Consider the following 13,468-nt stretch of genomic DNA (forward strand, 5'->3'; position numbering starts at 1 on the left):
TTAGCCCAGCGCGTTTGCCAGCAGGGTGATGGGATGTTCGCAGCGTTTGCTGGTGGACATTTCAATCTGCCATTTGCAGGTTTCGCAGTCGGTCACTACCAGGTCGGCTCCGCTCTCCTCTATCTGCCTGAACAGCGGCGCGCCAATCGCCTGCGACGTGTCGTAGTTTTCACGCTTAAATCCGTAGGTGCCCGCTATCCCGCAGCAGCGCGAATCCAGCACCGTCAGCTCCAGCCCCGGGATCAGCCGCAGCAACTCCAGCGTATACAGCGACCAGCCCATCTTTTCCATATGACATGGCGTGTGATACACCACCTTCAGCGGCAGGGTGCCCAGCGGTAAGGTCTTCCCGCTGTCCAGCATGCGCCACAAAAACCGCGTTGCCAGTTCAATATGGTCGCGCAGATCGGTGTTATCCACGTCCAGCAGGTGAGGGTACTCGTCGCGCAGGGTGAAGGTGCAGGTAGACGAGGTGGCAAGAACCGGCATGCCTTTCCCGACGATCGCGTCGCGCAGGGAGGTGACGTTGCTGCGGGCCTGCCTGCGCGCTTTATCCGTAAAGCCGTTGGCAATCAGCGGCACGCCGCAGCATTTTTCCTTGCTGAGGAGCTGCACACCTGTGCCCATCGCGTTCAGCACTTTCAGCAGGTCTTTTCCTAACTGCGGGTGGTTGTAATTCACGTAGCAGCCATGGAAGAACGCCACCTGATCGGCAAAGCGGGCCTGCTCTGCCGCCACCGATTTGTACCAGCGACGGAAGGTGCCGTGGGCGTATTTCGGCAGGCTGCGGTGGTGGTCAATTTTCAGCGTCGCGTCGAGCAGCCGGCGTACCGGTTTCAGGGAGGTGGCGGCATTCACCAGCGGCGCGAAGGACGTGGAAACGCTGCCCATCAGGTCGGTATGGCTGAGGATCGCATCGCGCAGCGTCGGTTTTTGCGTGCTGTACTGCGCCCGGGCGCGCTGGATGATGTCGCCGATTTTGACGTCTGACGGACAGGCCACCTCGCAGCGCTTGCAGTTAATGCAGTATTTCAGCGCATCATCGTAGAGTGCGGCGTCTTTCAGACGCAAGCGCTCGCCGTCAGGCCCGGCCTGTTTTGGGCCTGGATAACGCGGGTTCACGCCGCTGACCGGGCAGACCGTGGTGCACACCGTGCATTTTATGCAGCTTTCGAAACGGCTATCGCTCATTGTTCTGCCTCCGTGCGTTGAATAATCTGCTCTGCGGCATGAAGCGCCGTGATCGCACACACGCCGCCGCCGCAGCCCTGGGCAATTGGATCGTAGCCGCCCAGAATCGAGCCGACGGCGTAGAGGCCGTTAAGCGACCGGCCGTTGAGCTGCGGGTGCAGGTGGTTATCGACAATCACGCCAAACTGCTGCCAGGGCTGCGGCGTAAAGAAATCACTCTGATACCAGTCCGAACGGGAGGCGCTCTGCCGGACATCCAGCCCCAGAATGGCTTCGCGGATCCCCTCGCGGGTACTCAGTAAGCCGTTACTGAAGAAGCTGCCGCTGGCCAGCACCACGGCGCGTGCGCGCAGCGGAATGTCGCCGTGGTTTCGCGTCCACACCTCGCTGAGGTCGCTATCAGAAAGCGTGATCTTTTTCACCTCGTCACCCGCCATCCACACGCCGCCCTGGGCAATAAATTTTTGCTTAAGCTGCGTGTGCAGCCGAATACCCGGTACGGAAGGGGGAAGGGTCGGCAGCAAGCCGAGCGTGCACGGCAGACGGTCCGACAGCCAGCGCCAGAGTCGATTGTCGGTGAGGCCAAAGCACGCAGGCATCAACAGGGCGTCACACTGTTCAGCGAGCGGCCTGAGCGCGTCATACAGCAGCGGCCAGTTATCGTCGTTATCCAGCAGCCGCGCGATATTCACTGCCCGAAACTCGCTGGGGTTTTCGCGCAGCACGTCCAGTTCGGGAAGGTCTATTTCCGCCGCCGTCGCGTTAATGCCGCGCTGACAGAGCGAGGCCGCCGCCAGGTGCGGCTGAAAATCAAGAAAACCGCCAATCCCCACCACCATTACGCGTTCTGCGCTGAACGGGGCGACAGGAACTTCTTCCGGGCTGAGCCACGCGGAACGCAGGGTGCCGAGCGGCGTCACGCGCTGGTGATTTTTCTCAGCGCTGCCCTGCATCCGCGCGCCACAGGCGCTCAGCAGCCTTTCGGTTTCCTGCGCCAGGCGGGCAATGTTGTGCTCGCCGATCAGGGTGTAAGGATGCTCAGGCGCAAGTGCGCCGCGACAGGCATCGTCGAGGAGATCCAGCGATCCGGAAGAGAAGTGCAAAGCGCTCTGCCCGCGGGTGACGATGGCGCAGCGCAGACCACGTTGCGTGAGCGTGATCCCGCACAGCAGCCCTGCCAGCCCGCCGCCGACAATAACGGTATTAAATTTCATTATGTGGCTCCTTCTCCAGGCCGCAAAGTCCCTGATAAACCCAGCGGGTAAACTCGCTTTCGCGCAGGGCATCGCCCCAGGCAACGGGCTGAATGCCTTTCCAGCGTTCATTGAGGAAATCGCTGAGCTGGGTCAGGGACTGCGTTGAGGTGGTGGCGTGAAAGCGTTGCAGCAGCCCGGCGGCGCGACAGGCGCAAAGCTCGCCCTGACAGGTACCCATGCCGACGCGCGTGCGGCGGCGAAGATCGAGCAGCGTATTGACCGTCAGATTCTCGACGGCATATTGCACCTCGCCTGCGGTCACCGCTTCGCACTCGCACACCAGGCTGCGGCTAAGCCGCCCCTCGCCAAGCCACTGCGGGGTTCTGTCGCCGTGGCGATAAACGGCGGAGCCGCGCAGCGGGGCGGGCAGAGAGATGATTTTCTGCAGCGTTTTCTCGGTGGACTGACGCGATCCGGGCAGGGGCTGTTCTGCCGTGACGCACGGCGTTGTGTTACCGAGTTTGCGGCAGACCGCATCCGTGGCCCACTCTGCCATCAGGCGGTAGGTCATGAGCTTGCCGCCGGTAATGGTGATAAAGCCCTCCATGCCGTCACGTTGGGCATGATCGAGCAGGACGATCCCCCGGCTGACGTTGCGCCCGCTTGGGTCGTTATCGCTGGCGACCAGCGGTCGCACACCCGCATAGGCGCGCAGAATGCGGGTTTGCGCCATCACCGGAGCCAGTTTCTCGCCTTCGCGCAGCAGGATATCCACCTCTTCGGTCGTCACCCGGTTAACGTCAATCTCGCTGTAATCGACGTGGGCGGAGGTGGTGCCGATAAGCGAAATGGTGTCGCCCGGTACCAGAATATCGGCGTCGGAAGGCTTACGACAGCGGTTGATGACGTGGTTGTTGATGCGATGATCGAGGATCAGCAGTGAACCTTTCGCCGGGAACATGCGGATGGATAAGTCGGCGTATTCCGCGATGCGTTGCCCCCAGATCCCCGCCGCATTAATAACCACGGCGGCATACAGTTCGCTGCGCTCGTTATATTGCGGGTCGAACACCCGCACGCCGCGCACTGTGTTGCCTTCGCGAATAAGCCCGGTGACTTCATGCCCGGTCACAATGCGCGCGCCGTGTTCCCGGGCATCCAGCATATTTGCGGCGGTCAGGCGAAACGGATCGACCGTGCCGTCGGGAACTTTCACCGCGCCGGTGATGGTCGGGTTGACAGACGGCTCCAGCCGACGCGCCAGCGCCGGGTCGATGGCGTCGGCCCGGATCCCTGCGGCCGTGCAGGCGGAAATAAAGGTTTGCTGAAACGCGAGATCGTCTTCGGGAAGGGTAATGAACAGCCCGTTGGTCGGTTCGATGCAGTGGCGGGCGATGCGTTTCAGGATCTGATTTTCCGCAATACACTCCCGCGCCGACTCATCGTCGGTCACCGCGTACCGTGCGCCGCTGTGCAGCAGGCCGTGGTTGCGGCCTGTGGCACCTGTCGCAATATCATGGCGCTCCAGCAGGGTCACGCTCAGGCCACGTAAGGCACAGTCGCGGGCGATGCCGGCCCCGGTTGCGCCGCCGCCAATGATTATCACATCGCTGTAGCGAGGATCGAGAACCGTCATTGTCTTCCCTCTATGTTCGTTTTTTTATCATTTAGCCACACTGAAAATGTGGTTTGTTTGATTTCGAACATAAACGCGCGTTATTCGAAAGTGAAACGTGATTCCATGCGCTTTTTTGCGCATTCTGTCATATTTCTGTAACAATCTGTGCGTTGATTCACAGTAACAATCACCGTGATTTCTTAACATCGCCGCCTCTGGAATCGGGTGCGAGGCACCTTCTCATTCATTACAAGGCCACGGAGGCTGTCATGCTCAGTATCTTTAAACCTGCGCCGCATCGGGCGCGTCTGCCAGAGGCAGAGATAGATCCGCTTTACCGCCGTCTGCGTTGGCAAATCTTCCTGGGGATTTTCTTCGGGTACGCGGCGTATTATCTGGTACGTAAAAACTTCGCGCTCGCCATGCCGTATCTGGTGGAGCAGGGGTTTTCGCGCGGTGATTTAGGGTTTGCGCTCTCGGGGATCTCTATCGCCTACGGGTTTTCCAAATTCATTATGGGGTCGGTGTCGGATCGCTCGAATCCGCGCGTGTTCCTGCCAGCCGGTTTGATTCTGGCGGCTGCGGTGATGTTGTTTATGGGCTTTGTGCCGTGGGCGACGTCCAGTATTGCGATTATGTTTGTGCTGCTGTTCCTCTGCGGCTGGTTCCAGGGGATGGGCTGGCCGCCGTGCGGACGCACCATGGTGCACTGGTGGTCGCAGAAAGAGCGTGGCGGAATTGTGTCGGTCTGGAACTGCGCGCATAACGTGGGCGGGGGTATTCCTCCGCTGCTGTTCCTGCTCGGAATGGCATGGTTCAACGACTGGAAAGCCGCGCTTTACATGCCGGCTTTTGGCGCGATCGTAGTGGCGATTATCGCCTTCGCCCTGATGCGCGATACGCCGCAGTCCTGCGGCCTGCCGCCAATTGAAGAGTACAAAAATGATTATCCGGACGACTACAGCGAACAGCATGAAGAGGAGCTGACGGCCAAACAGATCTTCATGAAGTACGTGCTGCCCAACAAACTGCTGTGGTACATCGCGGTAGCCAACGTTTTCGTTTACCTGCTGCGTTACGGCATCCTCGACTGGTCACCAACCTACCTGAAAGAGGTGAAACACTTCGCGCTGGATAAATCGTCCTGGGCCTACTTCCTGTATGAATACGCGGGTATCCCGGGTACGCTGATTTGTGGCTGGATGTCGGACAAGGTCTTCCGCGGCAACCGTGGTGCAACGGGTGTGTTCTTTATGACCCTGGTGACCATCGCCACCGTCGTTTACTGGCTTAACCCGCCGGGCAACCCGGGCGTGGACATGGCCTGTATGATTGTGATCGGCTTCCTGATCTACGGTCCGGTGATGCTGATTGGCCTGCATGCCCTTGAGCTGGCACCGAAAAAAGCGGCAGGGACGGCGGCAGGCTTTACCGGCCTGTTTGGTTATCTGGGTGGCTCAGTCGCCGCAAGCGCCATTGTCGGCTATACCGTTGACTTCTTCGGCTGGGATGGCGGCTTCATGGTCATGATTGGCGGTAGCGTACTGGCGGTACTGCTGCTGATTGTTGTCATGATTGGTGAAAAACGTCATCACGCCGAAATACAGGCACGTCGTCAATAAGGAGCATTACGATGAAACTGACTCAACTCGCTACCGGCCTGCTGCTGGCCGGTGTCATGACAGGCTCGGCGCTGGCGGCAGATAAGATTGTCATTGCTCACCGTGGCGCCAGCGGCTATCTGCCCGAGCATACGCTGCCCGCGAAAGCGATGGCTTACGCGCAGGGGGCGGATTACCTTGAGCAGGATCTGGTGATGACCAGGGACGACCATCTGGTCGTCCTGCATGACCACTATCTTGACCGCGTCACCGATGTCGCCGACCGTTTTCCCGACCGTGCCCGCAAGGACGGCCGTTATTACGCCATCGACTTCACGCTTGACGAGATCCGCTCGCTGAAATTTACCGAAGGCTTCGAGATTGAAAACGGCAAGAAGGTACAGGTCTATCCGGGGCGTTTCCCGATGGGCAAGTCCGACTTCCGCATTCATACCTTTGAAGAGGAAATCGAGTTTGTTCAGGGGCTGAACCACTCTACCGGTAAAACATAGGTATCTACCCGGAGATCAAAGCGCCGTGGTTCCATCATCAGGAAGGGAAGGACATTGCGGCAAAAACGCTGGATGTGCTGAAGCAGTACGGCTACACCAGTAAGAAGGATAAGGTCTACCTCCAGTGCTTTGATGCGGCTGAACTCAAGCGTATCAAAACCGAGCTGGAACCGAAGCGGGGGATGGATCTCAACCTGGTGCAGCTGATTGCCTATACCGACTGGAATGAAACGCAGGAGAAGCAGCCGGACGGCAAGTGGGTTAACTACAACTACGACTGGATGTTTAAGCCGGGCGCGATGAAGCAGATTGCGCAGCACGCCGACGGCATCGGTCCGGATTACCACATGCTGGTGGCGGAAGGCTCCACGCCGGGACACATTACCTTCACGGCGATGGTGAAAGAGGCGCACGCCAGCAAGATGCAGGTGCATCCATACACGGTACGTGCAGACCAGTTGCCGGACTATGCGACGGATGTGAATCAGCTTTATGACGTGCTGTATAACCAGGCGGGCGTCGACGGGTTGTTTACGGATTTCCCGGATAAAGCGGTGCAGTTCCTGCGAACGTCTCAGTAACGCGTTGCACTAGTATGGACCCGCTTCGGCGGGTCTTTTTTTGTTCATTTTTTATGAACGCCGGTTCGCGTTTGGCGCTCTGTTCAGCGCGGTTGGCCTCACATATTCTCCTTTTATACCCCGGCGTGGCTGTTTTCTGCCGGTAGCGCGACAGAGGAGAAAGAGATGAGTGCAACGACAGCAGGTATCAACGATGTTTGGGACGTGATAGTGGTCGGGGGCGGTTCAGGCGGTGCGGTGGTGGCTGCAAGGCTAAGTGAAAATCCGGACCGGCGCGTGCTGCTGCTGGAAGCGGGGCCGGCCTTTGCGCCAGATGAGTATCCCCCCGAGCTGTCGATGAGTCACAGCGTGGGCGGTGGCGACTATATCTGGGAGCGGGGCACGGCGACCGGAACCGATCACACCGCAGAGCATCTCCGCGCAAGGGTATTGGGCGGCGGATCGGCGATCAATGCCGGGGCCTTCGTCAGGGCCCCCAGGTCTGATTTCGATCGCTGGGTAAAGCGCGGCCTGACGGACTGGTCTTTCGATAAGGTCTTACCCTGGTTCAAGACGCTGGAGAGCGCCGATTATGGCGACGATGACTGGCACGGGCGTCACGGACCTGTACCGGTCAGGCTGCCGACGCTGGCATCGTTGAGCCCCGCCAGCCAGGCGTTTTATCACGCCTGCCGTGCACATGGTTTTGCGGAAATTGCAGACGTGAACGGGCCGCATCAGCACGGTATTGCCCTCTATCCGCTCAATGTCGTGAACGGCGTCAGGCAGAACACCGGCATGGTTTATCTCAACGCGCAGGTTCGCGCCAGGCCTAATCTGGAAATCGCAGGCATGGCGGTGGTCGACAAAGTTCTGTTGAATAAAGGCCGCGTCGAGGGCGTGCAACTGGCCGAGGGCAACCGCCTGTTTGCCGATACGGTGTTCCTGTGCGCTGGCGCGGCGGGAACGCCCGCTATACTGCTCCGCTCGGGCGTGGGGCCAGGGAGTGATTTGCGCCAGCTTGATATTCCCGTCTGCCAGGATTTACCTGTAGGGCTGAATCTGCAGGAGCAGCCGGTGAACGGTATTATGCTCGGCACGCTGCCGCCGCAGAGCGACAGCCCACCCATCGGCGCGACGCTCTGGACCCGTTCCACCCTGGCGGAACCCGGTGAGCTGGATATTTACATCAGTAATAACCATTTCGTTGATCCGGCGCTGTTTCCGCAAGGGTCAGGCTTTCAGCTGTTTTATACCGTTTCACGCCCCTGGTCGCGCGGGACGCTGACGCTCACCAGCCGTAACCCGCTGCTGAAGCCGAACATCGATCTCAATCTGCTGGACGATGAGCGGGACGTCGCGCGTATGCTGGAGGCGTTGGAACTGTCGCGCGCGCTGGTGGAGGAAACATCGTTGCGCGAGCTGGTCACCGGGGAATATCCCGGTGTGAAGGGCGGCAAGCTGGCGGTCACGAAGTCGCAAAAGGTGAAAGAGCAGTACGCAACGGTCAAGAGCAATCTTCACCTCTCCGCCACGGCACCGATGGGGCTGGAGAGCGATCCGCAGGCCGTTGTGGATCAGCAGGGCCGCGTGTTGGGTACCCAGGGACTTTATGTTGCCGATGCGTCAATTTTCCCGGACGTGCCCTCTCAGGCCACCAACCCGGATGTGATCATGGCAGCAGAATATATCGCCAGCCGTTTCGCCGCCTCCGCCAGTGGGCCATAGTAAAAGGACGTGCCCGAACGGAATATCTGATGAACAAATTCGTGGAGATGAGCACCTTTGTCGCGGTGGTGGACGCGCTGAGCGTTGTCGGCGCGTCGCAAAAGCTGGGGACAACGAAATCGGTGGTTAGCCAGCGTATCAAGGGGCTGGAGAAGCGCCTGGGCGTAAGCCTGCTGGAGCGCGGGACGAGCCTGAGTCTCACGGAACAGGGGCTGTTGTTCTACCGCGAATGCGTACGCATTCTGGATGAGGTAAGCCTTGCGGAAGAGGCGGTGACGCCAGGGCGAACCGACGTCTGTGGCAGGCTGCGAATGACCACTTCTCACACCTTTATGTGTACGCACCTGTCACCCATTCTGGCCGATTTCGCCGCGCGCTATCCGCAGATCGCGCTGGATATCATCACTGAAGATCGGCATATCAATATGCATCAGCCCGGCTTTGACGTGGCGATCCGCCTTGGCACACTGCCGGATTCCACCCTGATTGCCCGGCATCTGGCGCGTAACCTGACCTATTTATGCGCCAGCCCGGCCTATCTCCAGCGTTGCGGCACGCCGCTGCATCCAGAGGAACTGGCGCACCACGACGGGCTACTGTACAGCCACCGCGCGCCGGGCGGCATCTGGCAGCTTGTTCATCAGGGGGAGGTTCAGCCATGGCGCGTCCGCAGTCGTCTGCGTTCGGATAACGCCTTCAGCCTGCTGGCAGCTGCAAAGGCCGGATTGGGTATTATGGTGCTGCCGCTTTTTTTAGGCGCAGAGGCTGTTGAAAAAGGTGAACTGCAGGTGATACTGCCCGAGTGGCGTCCGGATGGTGGGAATATTGTTGCCCTGTATCGCAAAACGCGTCGGGATTCACCGGTGATACAGGCTTTAGTGAACTGCATTGGAGAACATCTGGGCGCGGAGCCAGAATGGGAAAGACGATTGCGCCTGAATGGACAACTGCCCTGATGCCCTCTCCCACAGGAAGAGGGCACAGGGACGTTACATCTCGATCTCAATATCGCCTTTTGCCCGGCAGCAGCAGGGCAAAATTTCCCCTTCGCTGATAAAGGCCAGCGGTTCGGTCAGCCAGTCCACCTGGCCTGCGACCAGGCGACAGCGGCACGAGCCGCAATAGCCTTCCCGACACTGATACTCAACCTCAACCTGATGGGCCTCAAGGGCGACCAACAGGGAAGGGTGCTCTTCCCGACACAGGACTTCTGTGCCGGTAAGGCGTAGCGTCACCCGGCTCATCAGAGCTGGAAGTCGCTCAGGTCGTCGGTGTTGACTTCAGAATCAATCTGACCGACCAGGTAAGAGCTGACTTCCACTTCCTGAGGCGCGACCTGCACGTTATCGGACACCAGCCAGGTGTTGATCCACGGGATAGGGTTTGAGCGTGTCTGGAACGGCAGATCAAGACCCACCGCCTGCATACGGATGTTGGTGATGTACTCAACGTACTGACACAGGATGTCCTTGTTCAGACCAATCATGGAGCCGTCGCGGAACAGGTAATCTGCCCACTCTTTCTCCTGCTGTGCGGCCTGCACGAACAGGTCGTAGCACTCCTGTTTGCACTCTTCGGCGATAGCCGCCATTTCCGGGTCGTCCGTACCGCTGCGCAGCAGGTTCAGCATGTGCTGGGTACCGGTCAGGTGCAGGGCTTCGTCACGGGCGATCAGACGAATAATTTTGGCGTTGCCTTCCATCAGCTTGCGCTCGGCAAAGGCGAAGGAGCAGGCGAAGCTGACGTAGAAGCGGATCGCTTCCAGCGCGTTAACGCTCATCAGGCACAGATACAGCTGCTTTTTCAGCGCGCGCAGGTTCACGGTGACAGTTCTGCCGTTCACGTTGTGGGTGCCTTCGCCCAGCAGATGCCAGTAGCTGGTCATCTCAATCAGCTCGTCGTAGTAGTGCGCGATGCCTTCGGCACGCTTCTGGATCTGCTCGTTGGTGACGATATCGTCAAACACCACCGCCGGATCGTTCACGATATTGCGGATGATATGGGTGTACGAGCGGGAGTGGATCGTTTCGGAGAACGCCCAGGTCTCAACCCAGGTTTCCAGCTCCGGAATGGAGATCAGCGGCAGCAGCGCCACGTTCGGGCTACGGCCCTGAATGGAGTCCAGCAGCGTCTGATACTTCAGGTTGCTAAGGAAGATATGCTTTTCGTGTTCCGGCAGGGCCTGGAAATCGATACGGTCGCGAGAGACGTCAACTTCTTCCGGGCGCCAGAAAAAGGAGAGTTGCTTTTCAATCAGCTTTTCGAAGATGTCATATTTTTGCTGATCGTAGCGTGCCACGTTGACCGGCTGGCCGAAGAACATGGGCTCTTTGAGCTGGTCGTTTTTCGTCTGTGAAAAGGTGGTATATGCCATTGCGGTGAGTCCTGTTGAGATTTTATTGCCCGGCGGCACTGCGTTTGCCGGGCCTACAAAACCGTAGGCCGGGTAAGCGTAGCGCCACCCGGCGAAGTGCTTAGATCTTACATGCGCCGCTTTCGCAGCCATCGTCCTGAATTGACGGCACCATATCGTCCTGCGCGTCTTCTGCACCGTCACGGGTGTTGTGATAGTACAGGGTCTTCACGCCAAATTTATAGGCGGTGAGCAGGTCTTTCAGCAGTTGCTGCATCGGAACCTTGCCAGACGGGAAGCGCGTCGGGTCATAGTTGGTATTCGCCGAGATCGACTGGTCGATAAACTTCTGCATGATACCCACCAGCTGCAGGTAACCGTCGTTGTTCGGCATTTCCCACAGCAGTTCGTAGTTGTTGCCCAGCGTCTCGTAATCGGGTACGACCTGGCGCAGCACGCCGTCTTTCGACGCTTTGATGCTGACGTGGCCGCGCGGTGGCTCGATGCCGTTGGTGGCGTTAGAGATCTGCGAAGAGGTCTCGGACGGCATCAGGGCAGAGAGCGTGGAGTTACGCAGGCCGTGAGTCTTGATGGACTCGCGCAGGCCTTCCCAGTCCAGGTGCAGCGGTTCGCTGACGATCCCGTCCAGGTCTTTCTTATAGGTGTCGATCGGCAGAATGCCTTTCGCATAGGTGGTTTCGTTGAACCACGGGCACGCGCCTTGCTCTTTTGCCAGCTCGTTGGAGGCTTTCATCAGGTAATACTGAATAGCTTCAAACGTCTGGTGCGTCAGGTTGTTGGCGCTGCCGTCGGAGTAACGCTTACCGTTTTTCGCCAGCCAGTAGGCGAAGTTAATCACGCCAATCCCCAGGGTACGACGACCCATCGCGCCGCGTTTGGCCGCCGGGATTGGGTAGTCCTGATAGTCGAGCAGGGCGTCGAGTGCGCGAACCGCCAGCACCGCCAGCTCTTCCAGCTCGTCCAGGCTCTTAATCGCGCCCAGGTTGAAGGCAGACAGCGTACACAGCGCGATTTCACCGTTCTCATCGTTCACGTCATTGAGCGGTTTGGTCGGCAGGGCGATCTCCAGACACAGGTTGGACTGGCGCACCGGCGCAACAACCGGATCGAACGGGCTGTGGGTATTGCAGTGGTCAACGTTCTGGATGTAGATACGGCCAGTAGAGGCACGTTCCTGCATCATCAGCGAGAACAGGTCGACGGCCTTCACGCGCTGCTTGCGAATGCTCTCGTCTTTTTCGTATTTGGTGTACAGACGCTCGAACTCGTCCTGATCGGCAAAGAACGCGTCGTACAGGCCCGGTACGTCGGACGGGCTGAACAGGGTGATATCTTCACCTTTCAGCAGACGGGTGTACATCAGCTTGTTGATCTGCACGCCGTAGTCCATGTGGCGCACGCGGTTGCCTTCCACGCCACGGTTGTTTTTCAGCACCAGCAGGCTTTCCACTTCCAGGTGCCACATCGGGTAGAACAGGGTGGCTGCACCGCCGCGAACGCCGCCCTGAGAGCAGGATTTCACCGCGGTCTGGAAATGCTTGTAGAACGGGATACAGCCGGTGTGGAACGCTTCACCGCCGCGAATCGGGCTACCCAGCGCACGGATACGACCCGCGTTGATGCCGATACCGGCGCGCTGGGAGACGTATTTTACGATTGCGCTGGAGGTGGCGTTAATGGAATCCAGGCTGTCACCGCACTCGATCAGCACGCAGGAGCTGAACTGGCGGGTTGGCGTACGTACGCCGGACATGATTGGCGTTGGCAGCGAAATCTTGAACGTCGAGACCGCATCGTAAAAACGCTTCACGTATTCCAGACGGGTGTCACGCGGGTAGTTAGAGAACAGGCAGGCGGCCACCAGAATGTAGAGGAACTGGGCGCTCTCGTAGATTTCACCGGTCACACGGTTCTGAACCAGGTATTTGCCTTCGAGCTGCTTCACCGCCGCGTAGGAGAAGTTCATGTCGCGCCAGTGATCGATAAACCCGTTCATCTGCTCGAACTCTTCTTCCGTATAGTCTTCCAGCAGATGCGTATCGTATTTGCCCAGTTCAACCATTTTTACGACGTGATCGTACAGCTTCGGCGGCTCAAACTGGCCGTAGGCTTTTTTACGCAGATGGAAAATGGCCAGACGTGCTGCAAGGTACTGATAGTCCGGTGCGTCGCGGGAGATAAGATCTGCCGCTGCTTTAATAATGGTTTCGTGGATATCAGACGTTTTGATGCCGTCGTAGAACTGGATGTGTGAGCGCAGTTCAACCTGGGAGATAGATACGTTATTCAGCCCTTCTGCTGCCCAGTCGAGAACTCGATGGATTTTGTCCAGATTGATACGCTCGGTAGTACCGTCGCGCTTTGTCACCAGCAGACTCTGATTCATGTGGGTTTTACCTGTCCGTGAAATAAAAAAATATCCCCCGCTTATCCACAGGACTCTGTGGATAAATACTACATATAGGGGTTTTACGATAAGATTAACGCAAGATGGTGAGTATTCTAGTAGCGAATCATTTCAGTACAAGAGTTGATTTTGAGGTTAAATTGAGGTTGTGAAAGGGTAAAAAAGCCTAAGTCCTCGTATCGTAAGGCCTGGACGACATGTCAATATTTCAGAAAAAAAATCTAAAATTTGATCGAGTGCTGATTTCTTCAACGAGTGGTCAAAATTGCGCAACGAATGTC

At 58.2% G+C, this 13,468-nt stretch carries 9 protein-coding genes and 1 pseudogene; 4 read left to right on the plus strand and 6 right to left on the minus strand.

Annotated features, from left to right (window positions below; all coding sequences use genetic code 11):
- Genes glpC through glpA form a run of 3 tightly spaced genes read right to left on the minus strand, consistent with a single transcriptional unit; the run spans position 1 to position 4,023 of the window.
- Positions 1-1,191 carry an anaerobic glycerol-3-phosphate dehydrogenase subunit GlpC gene (glpC, locus tag I6L58_RS20045; protein ID WP_088208017.1) on the minus strand — a complete coding sequence of 397 codons (1,191 nt, stop codon included), beginning with the start codon at positions 1,189-1,191 and terminating at the stop codon, positions 1-3.
- Complete coding sequence (gene glpB, locus I6L58_RS20050) at positions 1,188-2,405, minus strand: glycerol-3-phosphate dehydrogenase subunit GlpB (RefSeq protein WP_088208018.1); 1,218 nt, start codon at positions 2,403-2,405, stop codon at positions 1,188-1,190. The genes glpC and glpB overlap by 4 nt, the downstream gene beginning before the upstream one ends.
- Positions 2,395-4,023 (minus strand): anaerobic glycerol-3-phosphate dehydrogenase subunit A, encoded by a 1,629-nt coding sequence (gene glpA, locus I6L58_RS20055; protein WP_088208019.1) that lies wholly within the window; start codon positions 4,021-4,023, stop codon positions 2,395-2,397. Before glpA ends, glpB begins: the two co-directional genes overlap by 11 nt.
- 251 nt (positions 4,024-4,274) lie before the next feature.
- Between glpA and glpT the strand changes: the two genes are divergently transcribed.
- From glpT to I6L58_RS20075, 4 genes and pseudogenes are all read left to right on the plus strand, one after another.
- Positions 4,275-5,627, plus strand: coding sequence for a glycerol-3-phosphate transporter (glpT, locus tag I6L58_RS20060; protein ID WP_006176478.1), 1,353 nt, complete (start codon positions 4,275-4,277; stop codon positions 5,625-5,627).
- Between the two features lie 11 nt (positions 5,628-5,638).
- Positions 5,639-6,699 (plus strand): annotated as a pseudogene (gene glpQ, locus I6L58_RS20065) (glycerophosphodiester phosphodiesterase).
- Positions 6,700-6,864: 165 nt separating this feature from the next.
- Positions 6,865-8,406 (plus strand): GMC family oxidoreductase, encoded by a 1,542-nt coding sequence (locus I6L58_RS20070; protein ID WP_088208020.1) that lies wholly within the window; start codon positions 6,865-6,867, stop codon positions 8,404-8,406.
- Between the two features lie 29 nt (positions 8,407-8,435).
- Positions 8,436-9,362, plus strand: a complete 927-nt coding sequence (locus I6L58_RS20075) for a LysR family transcriptional regulator (protein ID WP_088208021.1) — start codon at positions 8,436-8,438, stop codon at positions 9,360-9,362.
- A gap of 33 nt (positions 9,363-9,395) precedes the next feature.
- Here the strand turns inward: I6L58_RS20075 and yfaE are convergent, their stop codons facing one another.
- From yfaE to nrdA, 3 genes are all read right to left on the minus strand, one after another.
- The gene (yfaE, locus tag I6L58_RS20080; protein WP_042320298.1) at positions 9,396-9,650 is read right to left on the minus strand and encodes a class I ribonucleotide reductase maintenance protein YfaE; all 255 of its coding nucleotides are present in this window, start codon (positions 9,648-9,650) and stop codon (positions 9,396-9,398) included.
- Complete coding sequence (nrdB, locus tag I6L58_RS20085) at positions 9,650-10,780, minus strand: class Ia ribonucleoside-diphosphate reductase subunit beta (protein WP_042320295.1); 1,131 nt, start codon at positions 10,778-10,780, stop codon at positions 9,650-9,652. Before nrdB ends, yfaE begins: the two co-directional genes overlap by 1 nt.
- Positions 10,781-10,880: 100 nt before the next feature.
- Positions 10,881-13,166 carry a class 1a ribonucleoside-diphosphate reductase subunit alpha gene (nrdA, locus tag I6L58_RS20090; RefSeq protein ID WP_006176472.1) on the minus strand — a complete coding sequence of 762 codons (2,286 nt, stop codon included), beginning with the start codon at positions 13,164-13,166 and terminating at the stop codon, positions 10,881-10,883.
- Positions 13,167-13,468 lie beyond the last annotated feature (302 nt).

The sequence above is a fragment of the Enterobacter cancerogenus genome, from assembly GCF_019047785.1.
GTDB classification, from domain to species: domain Bacteria; phylum Pseudomonadota; class Gammaproteobacteria; order Enterobacterales; family Enterobacteriaceae; genus Enterobacter; species Enterobacter cancerogenus.